This window comes from Streptomyces sp. (genome assembly GCF_036566765.1).
In the GTDB taxonomy this organism is placed as follows: Bacteria; Actinomycetota; Actinomycetes; order Streptomycetales; family Streptomycetaceae; genus Streptomyces.
Genome location: NZ_DATCVQ010000155.1, coordinates 24,981 through 43,549, shown reverse-complemented (window position 1 = coordinate 43,549; position 18,569 = coordinate 24,981). Strand labels below are relative to the sequence as shown.

The 18,569-nt window shown below is 70.7% G+C and carries 14 protein-coding genes and 1 pseudogene; 5 read left to right on the top strand and 10 right to left on the bottom strand.

The window, feature by feature from the left end:
• Nucleotides 1–92: 92 nt before the first annotated feature.
• Complete coding sequence (locus tag VIU94_RS08195) at nucleotides 93–698, bottom strand: YdbC family protein (protein WP_331909119.1); 606 nt, start codon at nucleotides 696–698, stop codon at nucleotides 93–95.
• 104 nt (nucleotides 699–802) lie between these two features.
• Between VIU94_RS08195 and VIU94_RS08190 the strand changes: the two genes are divergently transcribed.
• Together VIU94_RS08190 and VIU94_RS08185 are read left to right on the top strand one after the other, a co-directional pair.
• Nucleotides 803–1,774, top strand: a complete 972-nt coding sequence (locus VIU94_RS08190; RefSeq protein ID WP_331909117.1) for a DUF1152 domain-containing protein — start codon at nucleotides 803–805, stop codon at nucleotides 1,772–1,774.
• A gap of 108 nt (nucleotides 1,775–1,882) precedes the next feature.
• Nucleotides 1,883–2,413 (top strand): TerD family protein, encoded by a 531-nt coding sequence (locus tag VIU94_RS08185; RefSeq protein WP_331909115.1) that lies wholly within the window; start codon nucleotides 1,883–1,885, stop codon nucleotides 2,411–2,413.
• 90 nt (nucleotides 2,414–2,503) lie between these two features.
• On the opposite strand, the gene VIU94_RS08180 is transcribed toward VIU94_RS08185, so the two are convergent.
• Entirely contained in the window at nucleotides 2,504–3,175 is a 672-nt protein-coding gene (locus VIU94_RS08180) for a nitroreductase family protein (RefSeq protein ID WP_331909113.1), read from the bottom strand.
• Nucleotides 3,176–3,243: 68 nt separating this feature from the next.
• Between VIU94_RS08180 and VIU94_RS08175 the strand changes: the two genes are divergently transcribed.
• Nucleotides 3,244–3,630 (top strand): winged helix-turn-helix transcriptional regulator, encoded by a 387-nt coding sequence (locus VIU94_RS08175; protein WP_331909111.1) that lies wholly within the window; start codon nucleotides 3,244–3,246, stop codon nucleotides 3,628–3,630.
• Between the two features lie 69 nt (nucleotides 3,631–3,699).
• Here the strand turns inward: VIU94_RS08175 and VIU94_RS08170 are convergent.
• Nucleotides 3,700–3,963: pseudogene (locus VIU94_RS08170) on the bottom strand (transposase family protein); the annotation flags it as partial.
• A gap of 169 nt (nucleotides 3,964–4,132) precedes the next feature.
• On the opposite strand from VIU94_RS08170, the gene VIU94_RS08165 reads away from it, so the two are divergent.
• A complete protein-coding gene (locus tag VIU94_RS08165; protein WP_331909109.1) occupies nucleotides 4,133–5,257 on the top strand; it encodes an SMI1/KNR4 family protein in 1,125 nt (374 codons plus the stop codon).
• Between the two features lie 195 nt (nucleotides 5,258–5,452).
• On the opposite strand, the gene VIU94_RS08160 is transcribed toward VIU94_RS08165, so the two are convergent.
• Both VIU94_RS08160 and nrdR read right to left on the bottom strand, forming a co-directional pair.
• Nucleotides 5,453–8,341 carry a vitamin B12-dependent ribonucleotide reductase gene (locus VIU94_RS08160; protein WP_331909107.1) on the bottom strand — a complete coding sequence of 963 codons (2,889 nt, stop codon included), beginning with the start codon at nucleotides 8,339–8,341 and terminating at the stop codon, nucleotides 5,453–5,455.
• A gap of 177 nt (nucleotides 8,342–8,518) precedes the next feature.
• Complete coding sequence (gene nrdR / locus VIU94_RS08155; RefSeq protein WP_331909105.1) at nucleotides 8,519–9,028, bottom strand: transcriptional regulator NrdR; 510 nt, start codon at nucleotides 9,026–9,028, stop codon at nucleotides 8,519–8,521.
• A 550-nt stretch (nucleotides 9,029–9,578) separates the two neighbouring features.
• On the opposite strand from nrdR, the gene lexA reads away from it, so the two are divergent.
• Nucleotides 9,579–10,373 carry a transcriptional repressor LexA gene (gene lexA, locus VIU94_RS08150; RefSeq protein ID WP_331909103.1) on the top strand — a complete coding sequence of 265 codons (795 nt, stop codon included), beginning with the start codon at nucleotides 9,579–9,581 and terminating at the stop codon, nucleotides 10,371–10,373.
• Nucleotides 10,374–10,483: 110 nt separating this feature from the next.
• On the opposite strand, the gene VIU94_RS08145 is transcribed toward lexA, so the two are convergent.
• The 5 genes from VIU94_RS08145 to VIU94_RS08125 all read right to left on the bottom strand — a co-directional run bounded on the left by VIU94_RS08145 (nucleotide 10,484) and on the right by VIU94_RS08125 (nucleotide 18,493).
• Nucleotides 10,484–12,457: an ATP-dependent DNA helicase gene (locus VIU94_RS08145; protein WP_331909101.1), complete on the bottom strand. Its 1,974-nt coding sequence runs from the start codon at nucleotides 12,455–12,457 to the stop codon at nucleotides 10,484–10,486.
• Between the two features lie 62 nt (nucleotides 12,458–12,519).
• On the bottom strand, nucleotides 12,520–14,316 hold the full coding sequence (locus VIU94_RS08140) for an IucA/IucC family protein (protein ID WP_331909125.1): 1,797 nt from the start codon (nucleotides 14,314–14,316) through the stop codon (nucleotides 12,520–12,522).
• A 63-nt stretch (nucleotides 14,317–14,379) separates the two neighbouring features.
• Nucleotides 14,380–15,099: a GNAT family N-acetyltransferase gene (locus tag VIU94_RS08135; protein ID WP_331909099.1), complete on the bottom strand. Its 720-nt coding sequence runs from the start codon at nucleotides 15,097–15,099 to the stop codon at nucleotides 14,380–14,382.
• A gap of 44 nt (nucleotides 15,100–15,143) precedes the next feature.
• Nucleotides 15,144–17,027, bottom strand: coding sequence for an IucA/IucC family protein (locus tag VIU94_RS08130; protein WP_331909097.1), 1,884 nt, complete (start codon nucleotides 17,025–17,027; stop codon nucleotides 15,144–15,146).
• Nucleotides 17,028–17,074: 47 nt separating this feature from the next.
• On the bottom strand, nucleotides 17,075–18,493 hold the full coding sequence (locus VIU94_RS08125; protein ID WP_331909095.1) for a diaminobutyrate--2-oxoglutarate transaminase family protein: 1,419 nt from the start codon (nucleotides 18,491–18,493) through the stop codon (nucleotides 17,075–17,077).
• Nucleotides 18,494–18,569: the final 76 nt, after the last annotated feature.

The window sequence follows — 18,569 nt, the reverse complement described above, 5'->3', positions numbered from 1 at the left end:
GCCCCACGCCGCACGCCGCACGCCGCACGCCGCGCACCCCACGCCGCACCCCCACGCCGCGCACCCCACGCCGCACGATCAAACCCCGCCCGTCACACCGTCCAAGCCCCCTCCAGCTGCACCACGTCCCCGCCCATAGCCGCGACATCGGCCTCGGTCTGGGCCCGCAGCCCGAGTCGCTCCACCCGTTCCGTGCGGTACTTCCCGTGCTCCGCCGCCGAGTGCCACAGCGACAGCACCAGGAACTCGTGCCCCGGCGCCTCGCCGAACAGCCCGCGCAGCATTCCCGGCGACCCGGCCATGGCCGGATTCCACACCTTCTCCTGCATCAGCGCGAAGTGCTCGACCCGCTCCTCGTGGACGCGGCAGTGCGCCACCCGGGCCACGTCCGCGTCGGCGAAGCGCGGTTCGAACCCGGTCTTCACGTCGAAGCGGTGGTCGAAGAGCTTGACCTGGGCGTCCTTGAACGTGCCGACCTGCGAAGCCGCGAGCCGGTCGTGCGCCCGCGCCATGAAGGAGTCGTAGAACGCGCGGCTCTCCCAGAACGCGAAGACATGGGCGACATCGGGCCGTCGGCGGCTCCATCCTCCGCCCTGCCCCCGGAAGCCCGGCTCCCCCAGCAGCCCCGCCCACTTCCGCTGCCCTCGCTCGAACCCCCGACGGTCCACCACAGTGCAGCGAATCCACTTGACCAGCACCGCGCCATCGTACGGCTCCGGACAACGCCTCGTCAGAGGTCTGCGGAGCGATCACCCCCGAAACTCACGAGTAGTCTTCGCCGGCCTCTCGCACAATGATTCGCATGACGGCACTGCGCACCAATCCCCTTTTCTCCCGGCTGGATTCGGCCCGCCGCGTCCTCGTGGCCGGCGCGGGCGGCGGCTACGACATCTACGCGGGACTGCCGATCGCCCTTTCTCTGCTCCACCAGGGCAAAGAGGTCCGGCTCGCCAACCTCGCCTTCAGCGCGATCGAAGGGCTGCCGCAGGACTCCTGGCTCGCGCCCGACGTCGCCGTCGTCACGCCCGAATCCGCGCCCCACCAGACGTACTTCCCCGAGCGCACCCTCGCGCAGTGGCTGAAGCTGCACGGGTACCCGAGCACCGTCCACGCCTTCGCCCGCGTCGGCGTGCAGCCGCTGCGCGCCGCGTACCGGGCGCTGATCGAGCATTACGACATCGACGCCGTGGTCCTCGTCGACGGCGGCACGGACATCCTCATGCGGGGCGACGAGTCGGGCCTCGGGACCCCGGAGGAGGACATGGCCAGCGTCGCCGCCCTCGCCGGACTCGACGATCTCCCCGGTCTGACCGAGCGGCTCGTCGTCTCGATCGGCTTCGGCGTCGACGCGTACCACGGCGTGAGCCACGGCCTCGTCCTGGAGAACATCGCGGCGCTGGAACGGGACGGCGCGTACCTGGGGGCGTTCTCGGTCTCCCGGGCCACCAGGGAGGGTGCGCTGTTCCTGGACGCCGTGGCACACGCCCGGCACAAGTCACCGGACCATCCCAGCATCGTGAACGGCTCGATCGCCGCGGCGGTCCAAGGCTCCTTCGGAGACGTCCAGTTCACCGACCGCACGCGCGGGAGCGAACTGTTCGTGAACCCGCTGATGTCCCTGTACTTCGCCTTCGAACTGCGCGGTCTGGCCGACCGCTGCCTCTATCTCGACCAGATCGAGCACACCCACCTGATACGCCAGGTCAGCAGCATCATCGAGGAGTTCCGCGACGAGGTCGTACGCCAGCGGCCGCCGCGCAGCTACCCGCACTGAGCCGGAGGCCGGGCGAACGGCATGACACGATGAACAACCTGCCTGCGACCACGGGCAGTTGATCGGTCGACAGGTCCGAAGCGAGAGCTACGAGAGAGGGGATTGACGGTGGGCGGTCTCAACAAGGGGGTCGGCAAGGTCGAGGTGACGCTCAAGTGGGACCCCGCTCCGATCGGCGCGCCGGCGCACGACCTCGACATCATCGCCGGCGTGTACGGCGCCGAGGATCCGTTCGGGGCTCCGGTCTTCCTGGTCCACTTCGGCAGCCGCTCCCCCGACGGCACGATCACGCTGCACCGGGACAGCCGTACGGGCCAGGGCTTCGGCTACGACGAGGCGATGACCGTGGAACTGGAGCGGCTCTCCCCCGCGTACGCGCGCGTCGTGGTGGGGGTGGCGATACAACAGGGCGGCGGGCGCCGGACCTTCGGCGACATCGCCAACACGGGGGTCCTGGTCCGCGAGGGTCACCGCGACCTGCTGGCCGACGACTTCGCCGAGCTGGCGCACGCGACGGCGGCCACGGTCGTGGAGTTCACCCGGGACGGCGCGGACGGCTGGGAGTACCACCCGATCGCCCGCGGCTTCGACGCGGACCCTCAGGAGTTCGCGGCCCTGATGGGCGCCCAGCGCGTTTAATCAGGAATTCCGGACCGAAGGAAGCGGGGACCGGTGCATCGCACCGGTCCCCACTTCATTCAGCCATACGCCGCTACTGGCGCAGAGCACCTATTCCTGGCGGGCCGTATTCCCCGGATCGCCATACCGCTCGCGGACGATGTTGCGCTCCGGGGCGCGCCGACCCGGATGCGGCCGTACCTCCGCCGCGTAACCGACCGATACCAGCAGGGCGATGGCAAGGTCGTCGCGGCCGTCGATACCGATCACCTTCTTCACCTTCTCCTCGTCCCAGCCGTTCATCGGCGAGGTCGCCAGGCCCATCTCCGTCGCGGCGAGCATCAGGAAGGAGGCCGCGATCACGGCATCCTTGACCGCGTACTCCCTCAGCAGTCCACGCTCGTCGAGGCCTTCCTGGAACGCCTTCGACGCGGCGGAGAACATGGCGATGAAATCGTCGCTCCATGCTCCGTTGCCGCGAGCCTGTTCATAGACGTCGCTGTGGTCGTCCTGCCAGGACCGCAACTCGGCGACGAAGACCAGCACGACGGGGGCTTCCTGCGGCTGCGGCTGGCCGCCAGTGGCCCAGGTCAGCCCCTCGCGCCCCTCGTCGCCGGTGACGACGACGATCGATCGATCCTGCAGGTTCCAGCTGGTGGGCGCCTCGATGGCGAGGTCGAGCAGTGAGGTGAGCGTGGTCTCCGGGATCGGGTCGGGCAGGTAGTGGCGGACCGTGCGGCGGGTACGGATGGCGTCTGCGACGGTCATGGCGTGAGTCGTCATGTCGCTAACTATTGGAGAGTCGCTCTCTCTACGAAAGAGGGCACCTTTTAGTGCGTTACTCTCCCGGCATGAAGACCGTGGTGGAATCATCCGGGCTGCCGGCCGACGTCTACTCGGCGAAGTGCCCGACTCGCCAGGTCCTCGACCACATCTCCGGCAAGTGGACGATCCTGGTCGTGGACGCACTCCTCGAAGGCACCATGCGATACACCGACTTGAGCCGGCGCATCGAGGGCGTCTCGCAGAAGATGCTCACCCAGACACTGCGCAGCCTGGAGGCCGACGGCTTCGTCACCCGCACGGTGCACCCCACCATCCCGCCACGGGTCGAGTACGACCTGACGGAACTCGGCCGCAGCCTCGCAGAACCGATAACCGCGCTCCGGCAGTGGACGGAAGCCCATATCAACGAAATAGAACGGGCCCGGGACCGGATCGCCGCAGAGGCGAACTAATCCGCAGCCCCGTGATCGGTTGCATCAAATGCAACCAGCAATGATCTCTTTCCATCCTCACTCTGAGATGGCCAGATGCAGGGCGAGGACGGCCAGGAGTTCGACAGCCTCGGTGACATACCGGTAGGCGGTCGTGATCCCGACTCCGAACCCGGCCGCGAGCTGGGCATACGTGTGTCCCACCCTCAGGTGGGCGAGCGTGAGCAGGGCCTGCCGGCCGGCGCTCAGACGCCGCCACCGGGAGCCGATCGCGCGACGGTGCTGCCGCAGACGGGTGGACAGGAAGCGTAGGGCATAACTGGACACATCGACACCCGACGGGTAGACAAGCATTCGAAGCCTCTGGTGGAGACGGTTCTCTTGCGAAAACCCATCTACCAGGGGCTTCACCGCATTGTCAGCCCAACCACTTTGCCTTTTCCGCAGGTTGGGAGAAGCTCATGTGCTTCCCCGCCCTCCCGGTCAACACCCGTTCGCTCCCGGTAAAAAGGTCTATAGCCCCGTGAATGCTTCAGATCCACACGTCAACGCCTTCGCCGAGATCTTCGGCGATCCGCCGGCCGACTACGCCGTACCTGTCGACTGGGCGGCAGTCGAGTCCTGGTTGGGGACGAGCCTGCCCGCCGACTACAAGGCCATCGCCGCCGCGTACGGCCCACTCGATATTGGCGCCTGGCTCTGGCTTCATATGCCATGCGTCAACCGCGGTTGGTTCGACTATGGGGCCTGGGTCCAGCAGACTGGGCGTGACGCTCCCGGCGTCCTTCCCTTCGGAGCCACCCGTACCGCCGATACCCTCTACTGGGACACCACAGCGTCCGACGACCCCGACCAGTGGCCGGTCGTCCTGCACTGTCAGGATGACGCGAACGCGGGCCGCGACCCCTGGCGGCGCTTCGCGACCCCGCTCGTGCCGACGCTGGCCCGTCTCGTGGCCGACGGCATGCGCCCCGTGGCAGCCCGAAGTGGCATGCAAACCGACCTGGAGCACACTCCGTGGACACCGCCGCCTCGGCGACCGGAGCCAACCGCTCAGCAGCGGGCGGCGCTCACCACAGGCAACGGGCTGGAGACTTTGATCGCACTCGTCCCGCCGCCGGAGACACCCGCGCTCGGTCAGCACAACTGGGACTGGCTGTACGAACGGCTGGGTACACGTCTGCCCGGCGAGTACATACAACTGATGGAGCGGTACGGGGCCGGCTCCTGGTGCGGCTGGCTGCGCTTCAGCATCCCCTTCGGCGAGGACCAGTACGCACTCGCACCGTGGGCCGAGTGGTACGCGGAGACCTACCAGGGGCAGCGAGCCGAGTTCCCTGACTATCATCCCCTGGCTGTCTATCCCGAGCCCGGGGGATTCCTGCCCTTCGCCGACTCCATCGACGGCGACCAACTGTGCTGGCTGACCGAAGGTGCCACGCCGGACGACTGGCCATTGATCGTTGTGCCGCGCCATGCCGACCAAGGCCCACCGCTCAACCGCGACCTCACCAAAACCCTGCTGGAGTGGCTGCGCGGCCGGTTCGCGACCGAGGGCCTGCCCCCGCTCGGACGCCGCGACGAGGATCCCCTCGGATACATCGAATTCGAGCCCTACGACGCAGAACCAGCCGCTGATGACCAATGATTCAGCGCCGCATTGGTCGAGTTGCGGGAGCTGAGGTGTTCCATCATCCGCATCACCACCCTGGTTCAGGCCGTCCTCACTTGCACCTGCCCAGGCCAGACCGAGGATGAAAAGGGCTGAATGACGCGAGCGGGGAGCCGGCTTTCGCCGACTCCCCGCTCTGACCAGGCACTTCAGGCCTGGTGGTGCTCAATTTCAGCTGCAGCCGCTGGTCGAGCCGCAGCCCTCGCAGATGTAGCACGAGCCGGCGCGCTGCATCTTGGTGCCGCAGGAGAAGCAGAGCGGGGCGTCCGCGCTGATGCCCAGCTGCATCTCGACGAGCTCCGCGGAGGTGTGCGCCTCCTTCGGGGCCGGGATCTCGACCTTCGCCGCGGGGGCGGCGACGGCCTTCAGCTCCTGGGTGCGCGGGGCGGACTGGGCCAGGCCCTCGACGTCCATCTCGTCGTCGGTGGGCTCGTAGGAGCCCGTCTCCAGGTGCCGCTGACGCTCCTCGGCGGAGTGGATGCCGAGCGCGGAGCGGGTCTCGAAGGGCAGGAAGTCCAGCGCCAGGCGGCGGAAGATGTAGTCGACGATCGACTGCGCCATCCGCACATCCGGGTCGTCCGTCATGCCGGCCGGCTCGAAGCGCATGTTGGTGAACTTGGAGACGTACGTCTCCAGGGGGACGCCGTACTGCAGGCCGACGGAGACGGCGATGGAGAAGGCGTCCATCATGCCCGCGAGCGTCGAACCCTGCTTGGACATCTTCAGGAAGACCTCGCCGAGACCGTCGTCCGGGTAGGAGTTGGCGGTCATGTAGCCCTCGGCGCCACCGACGGTGAACGAGGTGGTGATCCCCGGACGGCCCTTCGGCAGGCGCTTGCGGACCGGGCGGTACTCGACGACCTTCTCGACGGCCTCGCGGATCGTCGCCTCGGACTTCGCGGTGACCTCGGCCTTCTCCTCCTCCTTCTTCTTGGCGGAGAGAGGCTGGCCCACCTTGCAGTTGTCGCGGTAGATCGCGAGCGCCTTGACGCCCATCTTCCAGGCCTCGAAGTAGACCTCCTCGACGTCCTCGACCGTGGCCGTCTCCGGCAGGTTCACGGTCTTGGAGAGAGCGCCGGAGATCCACGGCTGGATGGCGGCCATCATGCGGACGTGGCCCATCGCGGAGATGGAGCGCTCGCCCATGGCGCAGTCGAAGACCTCGTAGTGCTCGGTCTTCAGCCCGGGGGCGTCGATCACATTGCCGTGGTCGGCGATGTGGGCGACGATCGCCTCGATCTGCTCCTCCTGGTAGCCCAGGCGGCGCAGGGCCTGCGGGACGGTGCCGTTGACGATCTGCATCGAGCCGCCGCCGACCAGCTTCTTGAACTTGACCAGGGCGAGGTCGGGCTCGAGGCCGGTGGTGTCGCAGGACATCGCGAGACCGATGGTGCCGGTCGGGGCGATGACCGACGCCTGGGCGTTGCGGAAGCCGTTCTTGGCGCCGAGACGGATCACGTCCTGCCAGGCCTCCGTGGCGGCGGCCCAGATCGGCGAGTCGAGGTCGTCCACGTGGACGGCCGCGGAGTTGGCGTCGGCGTGCTGCTTCATGACGCGCTGGTGCGGCTCGGCGTTACGGGCGTAGCCGTCGTACGCGCCGACGACCGCGGCGAGCTCGGCGGAGCGCTTGTACGAGGTGCCGGTCATCAGCGAGGTGATGGCGCCGGCCAGGGCGCGGCCGCCGTCGGAGTCGTACGCGTGGCCAGTCGCCATCAGCAGGGCGCCGAGATTGGCGTAGCCGATGCCGAGCTGGCGGAAGGCGCGGGTGTTCTCGCCGATCTTCTGGGTCGGGAAGTCGGCGAAGCAGATGGAGATGTCCATCGCGGTGATGACCAGCTCGACGACCTTGGCGAAGCGCTCGACGTCGAACGACTGGCTGCCCTTGCCGTCGTCCTTGAGGAACTTCATGAGGTTCAGCGAGGCGAGGTTGCAGGACGTGTTGTCCAGGTGCATGTACTCGCTGCACGGGTTCGAGCCGTTGATCCGGCCGGACTCGGGGCAGGTGTGCCAGCGGTTGATCGTGTCGTCGTACTGGATGCCCGGGTCGGCGCAGGCCCAGGCCGCCTCGGCCATCTTGCGGAAGAGCGACTTGGCGTCGACCTCCTCGATGACCTCGCCGGTCATGCGGGCGCGCAGACCGAACTTCCCGCCCTGCTCGACGGCCTTCATGAACTCGTCGTTCACTCGGACCGAGTTGTTGGCGTTCTGGTACTGGACGGACGTGATGTCGTCGCCGCCCAGGTCCATGTCGAAGCCCGCGTCACGCAGGGCGCGGATCTTCTCCTCCTCCTTGACCTTGGTCTGGATGAAGTCCTCGATGTCGGGGTGGTCGACGTCGAGGATGACCATCTTGGCCGCGCGGCGGGTGGCGCCGCCCGACTTGATCGTTCCTGCGGAGGCGTCGGCGCCGCGCATGAAGGAGACCGGGCCGGAGGCGTTGCCGCCGGAGGAGAGCAGCTCCTTGGAGGAGCGGATGCGGGAGAGGTTCAGGCCGGCGCCGGAGCCGCCCTTGAAGATCATGCCCTCTTCCTTGTACCAGTCGAGGATCGACTCCATGGAGTCGTCGACGGACAGGATGAAGCAGGCGGAGACCTGCTGCGGCTGGGGCGTGCCGACGTTGAACCACACCGGGGAGTTGAAGCTGAAGATCTGGTGCAGGAGGGCGTAGGCCAGCTCGTGCTCGAAGATCTCGGCGTCGGCGGGCGAGGCGAAGTAGCCGTACTCCTCACCGGCCTTGGTGTAGGTCTTCACGATCCGGTCGATGAGCTGCTTGAGACCGGTCTCGCGCTGCGGGGTGCCGACGGCCCCGCGGAAGTACTTGCTGGTGACGATGTTGACCGCGTTCACCGACCAGAAGTCGGGGAACTCGACGCCACGCTGCTCGAAGTTGACCGAGCCGTCGCGCCAGTTGGTCATGACGACGTCACGACGCTCCCAGACCACCTCGTCGTACGGATGCACGCCGGGGGTGGTGTGGATGCGCTCGATGCGCAGGCCCTTGCTCGTCTTGGCTCCCTTGGCGCGGGAACCACGTGCCGGACCGCTCGCCGTCTCTGTCATGCCGCCTCCCATATACGGGCAAAACACTCTGCGGCGCCCAGATAATCCCAGGGCACCATCTTCTGTACTGCGTTTTGTACTGCTGCCACGGGCGCCGATTCACGACACCCGGGGCAAGTCTTTTTGTCGGCCGCTCCGCGGCCGGTCGCCGGGCCTTCCTCGGCCCGGCACCGCCGGTCAGTCGGCGGCGACAGCGGGAACGGGGACCCCGGGGGTCGCTCCGGTCCCGCATTCCTCAGCGGGAGGCCGCTCGCGAAGTTCCGCGATGGCGGCCTCGAAGTCCTCCAGGCTTTCGAAGGCCTTGTACACCGATGCGAAGCGCAGGTACGCGACGAGGTCGAGTTCCTGCAGGGGGCCGAGAATGGCCAGGCCCACGTCGTGGGTGGTCAGCTCGGCGCTGCCGGTGGCGCGCACCGCCTCCTCGACCCGCTGGCCGAGCTGGGCGAGGGCGTCCTCGGTGACGGGTCGCCCCTGGCACGCCTTGCGGACGCCGGAGATGACCTTGGTACGGCTGAAGGGTTCGGTGACGCCCGACCGCTTGATCACCATGAGTGACGCGGTCTCCACCGTGGTGAAACGGCGGGAGCAGTCGGGGCACTGACGCCGGCGTCGGATCGACGTCCCGTCGTCGGTGGTGCGACTGTCGACGACACGACTGTCAGGGTGCCTGCAGAAGGGGCAATGCACGATTCCGACCCTCCCTCACGGCACGACTGAATAGCCTCGACCGGCCCGGTCAAGGCCCTTCGAAGCAGCCACCAGCATAGGTGATGCGCTTGCCCCCGGCGGACCGGGGACCACAACTTCTGGGTGGCTGTAGCCATCCAACCACTAGATCTGGTGTCGGGCCGCATTTTCGGCGCATCGCGCGTGTCGCGCGTTCAGCGCGCGTCAGCGCGCGTCCAGGAACACCGGGGATCGGCGAAGAGCGTACGGGAAGGCCCCGGCGGACCCGACACGGGGCTCCGCCGCGACGCGACTCCTGGACACCGGGTTACGCGGATTCGGAGGCCTCGGGCGCCACACTGGGAGCGCACCCCACCCCCTCCCGGGCAGGCGGTGGCGGGTACCGTGACGGACCGAATTACCACCGGGAACGGGCTCGCATATACACCCAGTCACGCACACGCGTAAGCGAATCTGCGATTTTTCACTCGAACGTGTGTTTGGCGCAACCTTTCGAAAGCTACTACCGTTGTCCAGCTAGGGAGACCATTCGATAGGAGGGGCCGACGACGTGACCACCACCGCAGACAGTGCCACCATCACTGCCCAGGACCGCTCCCAGAGCCGACTCGAGCCGGTGCATGCCATGAACGACGCAGCCACGAACCCGGAAGGGCTCGAGCCCGCGCGTCCCGCGCGCTCGCTGCCCGGCCGACCTCCCGGCATCCGGGCGGACAGCTCGGGCCTCACGGACCGGCAGCGCAGGGTCATCGAGGTCATCCGGGACTCGGTCCAGCGGCGGGGCTACCCGCCGTCGATGCGTGAGATCGGCCAGGCGGTGGGGCTGTCCAGCACGTCCTCCGTCGCCCACCAGCTGATGGCTCTGGAGCGCAAGGGCTTCCTGCGCCGCGACCCGCATCGGCCGCGCGCCTACGAGGTACGGGGCTCCGACCAGCCGAGCACCCAGCCGACCGACACCACGGGCAAGCCCGCCGCGTCGTACGTCCCCCTGGTCGGCCGGATCGCCGCCGGCGGCCCCATCCTCGCCGAGGAGTCGGTCGAGGACGTCTTCCCCCTCCCCCGCCAGCTGGTCGGCGACGGCGAGCTGTTCGTGCTCAAGGTGGTCGGCGACTCGATGATCGAGGCCGCGATCTGCGACGGCGACTGGGTCACCGTACGCCGCCAGCCGGTCGCGGAGAACGGCGACATCGTCGCCGCCATGCTGGACGGCGAGGCCACGGTCAAGCGCTTCAAGCGCGAGGACGGCCATGTCTGGCTGCTCCCGCACAACGCGGCGTACCAGCCGATCCCCGGCGACGAGGCGACCATCCTCGGCAAGGTGGTGGCGGTGCTGCGGCGGGTGTGACCTCACTCCGCCGGCTCTGACCGGGCCCCGGGACCCACTGCGCCGGTCCCGGGGCCCTGCTGTGCGCCCGCAGGCGCACGACAGGGCCCCGGCGGGCACGGCAGGGGCCCTCAGGCGTCCGCCGCCTTCGACGCCGCGTCGATCGCCGCCAGCGACTTACGGACCTGGTTGCGGTCCGTGGTGTACCAGAAGTCCGGCATCGAGGACTTCAGATAGCTGCCGTACCGCGCCGTGGCCAGCCTGGGGTCCAGTACGGCGACGACGCCGCGGTCGCCCGTGGCCCGTACGAGCCGGCCGGCGCCCTGCGCCATCAGCAGCGCCGCGTGGGTCGCCGCGACGGCCATGAAGCCGTTCCCGCCAGCCTCCTCCACGGCCTTCTGCCGGGCGCTCATCAGCGGGTCGTCCGGGCGCGGGAAGGGGATCTTGTCCATGACGACCAGCTGGCAGCTGGCCCCGGGGACGTCCACGCCCTGCCAGAGCGACAGCGTGCCGAACAGACAGGTCTGCGGGTCGGCGGAGAACGCCTTGATGAGCTCGCCGAGCGTGTCCTCGCCCTGGAGCAGCACCGGGTACTCGGGGATCCGGCTGCGCAGCTCCTCCGCAGCGAGCTGCGCGCCCCGCATCGAGGAGAACAGCCCGAGGGTCCGCCCGCCCGCCGCCTGGATCAGCTCGGTCAACTCGTCCAGCATGTCCTTGCGGTCGCCGTCCCTGGCCGGCTTGGCCAAGTGCTTGGCGACGTACATGATCCCCTGCTTCGGGTAGTCGAACGGCGAGCCGACGTCGATCCCCTTCCACACCGGGATGTCCTCGCCCTCCGTCCCCTCAGGGGCGAGCCCGAGCGAGGCGCCCACCCCGTTGAAGTCGCCGCCCAGCTTGAGGGTGGCCGAGGTCAGGACCACCGACCGCTCGGCGAAGAGCTTCTCCCGCAGCAGCCCGGAGACGGAGAGCGGGGCGACCCGCAGCGAGGCCCCGAAGCGGTCGTGCCGCTCGTACCAGACGACGTCGTACTCGGAGCCCTGGGTGATCCGCTCGGCGACCCCGTGGACCGACTCCACCGAGGCGAGGGCCTGCTTGCGCACGGCGTCCTCGTCCTGGACGGACTTGTCGCGGGTCGAGCCGAGGGCGCTGATCACGTTGCGGGACGCGTCGCGCAGCGCCATCAGCGCGTAGCCCAGGTCCTCCGGGATCTCCTCCAGGCGGCCCGGCAGGGCCAGCTCCATCAGCCGCTCGAAGCCCTCCGCGGCGGTCTGCAGCTGGTCCGCGATCTTCTCGTCCACCAGCTTCGAGGCCCGGCGCACGGCCCGGTTGACCTGGCCGGGCGTGAGCTCGCCGGTGGCGACGCCGGTGACCCGGGAGACCAGCTCGTGCGCCTCGTCGACGATCAGCACCTCGTGCTGCGGCAGGACCGGGGCGCCCTCGATGGCGTCGATGGCGAGCAGCGCGTGGTTGGTCACCACGACCTCGGCCAGCTTGGCGCGCTCGCGGGCGGCCTCGGCGAAGCACTCCGCTCCGTACGCGCACTTGCTCGCGCCCAGGCACTCGCGGGAGGAGACCGACACCTGCCCCCAGGCCCGGTCCGACACGCCCGGCGTCAGGTCGTCCCGGTCGCCGGTCTCCGTCTCGTCCGCCCAGTCCCGCAGCCGCAGCAGGTCCTGGCCCAGCTTGCTGGTGGGCGCGGCGGCCTCGAACGGGTCGAAGAGGCCGTCCTCCTCGTCCTGCGGCACGCCCTCGTGGAGGCGGTGCAGGCACATGTAGTTCGACCGGCCCTTGAGCATCGCGAACTCCGGACGCCGGCGCAGCTGCGGGTGCAGCGCGTCGACCGTACGCGGCAGATCGCGCTCGACCAGCTGCCGCTGGAGCGCCAGTGTCGCCGTGGCGACGACCACGCGCTCCCCGTGCGCGAGCGCGGGCACCAGGTAGCCGAGGGACTTTCCGGTGCCGGTGCCGGCCTGGACGAGGAGGTGGGAGTCGCCGTCGATGGCTTCGGCGACCGCCTCGGCCATGGTGACCTGGCCGGGCCGCTCCACACCGCCGACGGCGGCGACGGCGGCATGGAGGAGATCGGGGAGGGATGGCTTCGTCATAGCCCGACCAGCCTACGGGGCACCACTGACACTCCGATCACACGAACACCCGGGCGAACCGATCAGGCCAGCGGATTGGCGACGGTGCCGTGGACCGCCGCGTGCGGCCGCTCGGGGCGGTCCCGGTATCCGTCCAGGTGCAGACGGTTGCGGTTCAGGCAGAGCCGCTCGATCCGCGGGGTGAGCAGGTCGAAGAGCTCGAACCGTTCCTTCAGCTCGGGGAAGCGTGCGTGGTGGCGCAGGATCTCGGCGCGTACCAGCTCCCAGAATTCACCCTCGGGGACGTCCAGTTGCTCCTCGCAGAGCGGGGCGAGGTACCGGAAGACGCCGACGAAGAGCCCGGAGTGGATGAACTGGGTGAGGAACGCGGGCTCCTCGGTGAGCAGCACGGCCCGCACGTCGTCCGGCATGGAGTCGTGTTCGGGCAGCGGCCGGGCGCTGATGTTCACGTCGTCCACGAAGTCCTTGATCGCCAGGCGTACGGGCACGTCCTGGTCGTCGTGGACCACGATGGCGTTCTCGCCGTGCGGGGAGAAGACGGTGCCGTACCGGTAGAGGAATCGCAGCAGCGGCGGGAGCAGCGCGGCGAAGAGGCGCTGGAGCCAGGCCCGGGGGGTCAGCCCGGAGCGGGCGACCAGCTCCGCCACGAAGGCCCGGCCGTCCGGGTCGGTGTGGAGGAGGGACGCGAGGGTGCGGGCGCGCTCGCCCGGCGGGAGCCGGAGCGGCTCGCGCCAGATCGCGCCGAGCAGCTCCTTGTACTGGTACGGGACCTCGGGCAGCCGGTCGTAGAGGGGGTGCTCGACGGTCACGGAGGCGACCTCGCCGAGCAGGATCACGCCGCATTCGTCGCGCAGGAAGGGGTCGGCGTCGCGCAGGCCGTGCACCCAGGCGGTGACGGCGGGGGCGGCGAGCGTGCGCTCGGTCGGCAGGCCGCGCCAGACCAGCGTGTTGAGCACGGACAGCGGCAGTTTCACCGTGTGCCGCTCGGGCCGGCTGGTGTTGAGGAAGGTGCGGACGGACTGCTGCGGGACGCGCAGGTCGTCGTCGGCGGGGAGCGGGACGATCGTGCCGTCCGCGACGGCGGGCGCGAAGAGCGGGAGCAGGATCTCGTCCCATTGCCAGGGATGGACGGGCAGCAGGAGGTACGTCCGCGGGTCCAGGCCCCGGCCGCGCAGCACCGCGTCGAAGCGGTCCCGGACGGCCGGGTCCAGCTCGCGCTCGTAGAGCCGGTCGGGCGTGGCCAGGGCGGCGGTGCCGCGGTACGCGGCGAGCGAGGAGGCGACCGCGATCCACGGCAGCCGGGTGGCCTGCCGGGCCTCGGGGGTCCATCGGGCGGCGTCGCCGGCGGAGAAGCCGATGCGGCCCTTGTTGACGACGATCCAGGGGTGGCCGGTCTGGTGGCCTTCGAGTTCCGCGTAGCCGAGGTCGGCGAGCCGGGCGGCGCTCAGGGCGGTGTGGTCGAGCCGGGCGTCGGCGGCGAGGGTGGTGGTGAGCTCGCGGATGAGGTGGCCGAGGGTGGCCCCGTCGAGTCCGAGGCCTTCGCGGGCGCGGACGAGGAAGTCGAGCGGGTCGGTGAGGCGGCTGCCGTCGCGGGTGATCGTCTCGGGGTCGACGCGCCAGTGGCCGTACGCGCCGCGGCGGGCGGCGAAGGTGAGTTCCGATCCGTCGTCGAGGGGGAGGGCGTAGGTCGCGCTGCCCGAGGCGGACACCGCGTCACGTGGTTGAGGCTCGACGATCTCCTCGTACGCGAACTCGCCGATCGTCTTGGCGAGCAGACGGGCGCCGACGCGCGTCCAGGCGGCCGGGTTCAGCTCGGGCGGCGCGAGCAGTGGTGCGGAGTCGTGGGTGGCAGGGGACATCGACACGGGGACTCCTCGGTGTGGGAACCGCTGGGGTGGCGCGGTGTAAAGGCGGAGGGGTGTTCACAGCACGTGCCGCAGTGCGCGGTCGCGGACCATGAGCGCGGCGCGTTTGTCGGGGAGGTCGAGTTCCGCGGAGTAGCGGAACCCGGCGCTCAGGAACGCGGAGACGGACGGCGTGTTGTGGAGGTCGGGTTCGGCCACCACGCGGGTGCAGCGCGGCCGGTGGTCGAGGACGAGCCCGGCGACGGCCCGCAGCAGGGCGGTGCCGAGGCCGCGGCCCCGGTCGGCGCCGCCGCCGATGAGGAGATGGACTCCGGTGTCGTGGGGGCGTGCCGGGTAGTGGCGGGCCAGCGGGTCGAGGTCGGCGCGGTAGATCTCGAAGTAGCTCATGGGCGTGCCGTCGAGGACGCCGAGGCAGGGCACGCTGCGGCCGTCGCCGTCGAGTTGGGCGCGCAGGTGCTCGGCGGTGACGGTCTCGGGGCCCGCGAGCTCCCAGAAGGCCGCGACGGCCGGATCGTTCATCCAGCCGGCGACGGTCTTCAGGTCGTGCTCGATCCGTACGGGCGTGAGCCGGAAGGAGCCTGCGGGCGTGTCGGCGGGGCCCCAGGTGGCGACGGAGTCGAGCAGGTCGTCGGCCTCGGGCGGGCCGGTCTCGGCCGCCGCGAGCAGCGCGCGGAAGTCGTCGGGCAGCCGCAGCTCCAGCGTGGTGTCGTCCGCGCCCGCGGGGGACGGCGGGCGGGACGGGGCTCCGGTGTCGGTGCGCGCATCGGCGGGAGGCACGGGGGCGCTCTCCTCTCGGCGGGTGGACGGGGGCTGGACGTCGGTCAGGAGCGGAGCGGGTTGGCGACGGTGACGTAGACGGACTGGGTGTCGACGGGCCCGACGAGTTCGTCGAGACCGTGCAGCCGGGTCAGCAGGTTGGCCTTGCAGCGCAGGGTGGCGGCCTCGAGGAGGCGGTGCGGGAGCGGCGAGCCGAGCGCGGTGACGGAGCCGAGGAACTGGCGGAAGGCGGCGAGCAGGACGCGCTCGTCGGCGAGCCGCTGGGCGCCGAACGCGCCGATGAGGCCGAGGACGTTGTTGATGCCGAGGTAGTACGCGAAGCGTTCGTCGGTGACCTGGTCGGAGACGAAGGTGTCGCTGACGACGCCGATGCCGGGCAGCCGCTTCTCCAGCTCGTCGCGGTGCGATTCGCGGAAGTAGTAGCCCTGGTTGTCGCGGTAGCGGCCGCCGATCGGCCAGCCCTCGGGGTCGAGCAGGACGAGGGTGTTCTGCTGGTGGGCCTCCAGGGCCACGCCCGCGGCGCCGTCGAGCCAGAGCACGGGGCGGACGACGTGGTCGAGGTAGCGCAGGAACCACTCGGCGGCGACGGCGCCGGTCGGCCGGCCGGTGCGGGCGGCGAGGCGGATGACCAGGTCGGCGAGGCGGGAGCGCATCCGGGTGCTGCCGGGCCAGGGGCGCGGGGCGGTGAGGGCGGCGATGCAGACGGCGTCGTCGTCGGGGCCGAAGGGGTTGTGCCGGATCATCACGTCGAGTCCGGGGACCGGTTCGCCGTCCCGGGTGTCGACGGCGAGCCAGGCGGGGTCGCGGACGATGTCGAAGCCGGGGTTGGCAGCCTGCCACTGCTCGGCGAGGCCGGTGCGCAGCAGCCGGTGGACCTCGACGCCGCGGTGGAGCTCCTTGCGGAGGTTCTCGCGGCGGGAGTTGGTGATCCGGACGCCCAGCGAGAGCTTGAGCATCGCCCGGGCGTCGGGGCGGTGGACGGTGCGCACGGAGGAGGTGGGGTGCCAGGGGCGGCCGTACGGGCCGAGGTCGTGGAGCAGCCCGGCGTCGAGGAGTTCGGCGACGACGGGGCGGTGCACGAGTTCGCGGGCCTGCCAGGGGTGCAGGGGCAGCGGAACGGTTCCGTCGGGGATCTGGAGGCCCTCGGCGAAGCCGGTGGCCAGTTGCGCGGCGGAGACGGGCCGGCCCTGCTCGGTCCAGGCGGACGCGGCGGCGAGTACGGACCGGTCGACGGCCATCCAGTGGAGCGGGAAGGAGCCGTGGAGTTCGGGCGAGTAGAGCCGGGTCTCGGCCTCGGAGAGTCCTTCGCGGCTCTTCGGGGTGGGGTGCATGGGGTGGCCGAGGAGCAGGGACTGCTCGGCGGCCAGGAAGGCGTCCGCGGCCGGCGGCGGCCCGGGGTCGCGCCGCCGCTCGGCGATGAACTCGGCGGTGCGGCGGGCCGAGTCGGCGACGCGGCCGACGAGTTCGGCGCCTTCGGAGCGGCCGCTCTCCCGGCTGATGAGCGCGGCGACGGTGACGGCGTCGACGGGCGGGGCGCTGCGCGGGGCGTGCTCCAGGACGGGCGTGCCGAAGCGGTGCCAGCCGGTGGGCGACCAGTAGCGGACGGGGACGAGCAGGGCGGCGCCGCTGGCGTCGAGCGGGACGCGCAGGGTGTCGCCGTCGGGGGCGGGCAGGTCCTTCTCCCGTGCCCAGCAGCGGAGCAGGTTCTCGACGGCCGCCGCGTCCGCGGCCCGTTCGGGGTCCGGGTGGTCGAGCGGGTCGTCGCCGAGCGCGGGCGCCGACTGGGGCGCGGGGGTCGCGGGCCGGGGGTCGTACGGGCCGGACTGCTGGCGCGGGACGGTGACCTGGTCGACGGCGAGCGGGCCGCGGGATCCGGTGGGGGGACCGGCTGGGGCGTCGGGCGCTTCGGGGGCGGGGCTGGCGTTCACGGGGGCTTCCTTGGGATGGTCCGGGTTCGGTCCGGGTGGGTCCGGGTTCAGTGGGAGGGTCCGGCGTCGGTCCGGCGCCGCTGGGCGCGCTCGGCGGCGGCCAGGGCGTCGGCGAACCGGTCGAGGACGGCCCCGGCCTGTTCGTCGGTGAGGGTGAGCGGGGGGAGGAGGCGGACCACGGCGTTGTGCCGGCCGCCGAGTTCGACGATGAGCCCGCGGTCGAGGCAGGCGCGCTGGACGGCGGCGGCCAGCGCGGGGGCGGGCGGCGGCACGGTGGCGGCGGGGTCGTCGGTGTCCGGGTCGACGAGCTCGACGCCGATCATCAGGCCGCGGCCGCGTACGTCGCCGATGCAGGGGTGCGTCGCGGCGAGGCCCTGGAGCCGGGCGAGCATGCGGGCGCCGAGGGTGGCCGCGCGGTCGGCGAGCCGGTTCTCCCGTACGTACGCGAGGGTGGCCGCGCCGGCCGCCATGGCGAGCTGGTTGCCCCGGAAGGTGCCGGCGTGGGCGCCGGGCTGCCAGGCGTCGAGCCCCGACCTGTAGACGACGACGGCGAGCGGCAGGGAGCCGCCGATGGCCTTGGACAGGACCATCACGTCGGGGACGACGCCGCTGTGCTCGACGGCCCAGAACGCGCCGGTGCGGCCGACTCCGGTCTGCACCTCGTCGGCGATCAGCGGGATGCCGCGCTCCCGGGTGATCTGCCGCATCCGGCGCATCCAGGCGTCGGGGGCGGGGATCACGCCGCCCTCGCCCTGGACGGGTTCGAGGATCATCGCGGCCGGGGCGCCGGCGCCGCTCTTGGGGTCGTCGAGGAGGTTCTCGGTCCAGCGGGCGCCGAGTTCGGCCCCGCGCTCGCCGCCGACGCCGTACGGGCAACGGTAGTTCTGCGGGTAGGGCAGCCGGGTGACGCGTACGTCGGGGGCGCCTCCGGAGGCGTCGAGGGCGCCGGCCGTCATGCCGTGGTAGGCGCCGGTGAAGGCGAGCAGGCCGCTGCGGCCGGTGGCGGTGCGGACCAGTTTGAGGGCGGCCTCGACGGCGTCCGTGCCGGCCGGGCCGCAGAACTGGATGCGGGCGTCGTCGGCGAGCGGGGCCGGCAGGGTGGCGAACAGCTCGGTGGTGAAGGCGTCCTTGACCGGGGTGGCGAGGTCGAGGACGTGCAGCGGGGCTCCGGAGTCGATGACCTTCTTGATGGCTTCGAGGACCACGGGGTGGTTGTGGCCCAGGGCCAACGTGCCCGCGCCGGACAGGCAGTCGAGGTAGCGCCGGCCGTCGGCGCCCTCGATGGTGAGGCCCCGGGCGCGGACGGGGACGATGGGCAGGGAGCGCGCGTAGGTGCGGGCGGCGGACTCCCGCAACGACTGCCGCCGCAGGATCCCTTCGTATCCCTCGCGCCCCTCCCCCGTCGTGGTCCCGCTCCCCCCGCGTGGGTGCGGACGTACCGCCGGAGCTGGTTCGGTCACGGCCACGGTGTCGTGTCCTCCCGCTGTAACAGTTGCGTTGCACATAGCTGTGTCCCCCGTACGTACCAACGACGCGGGAAGC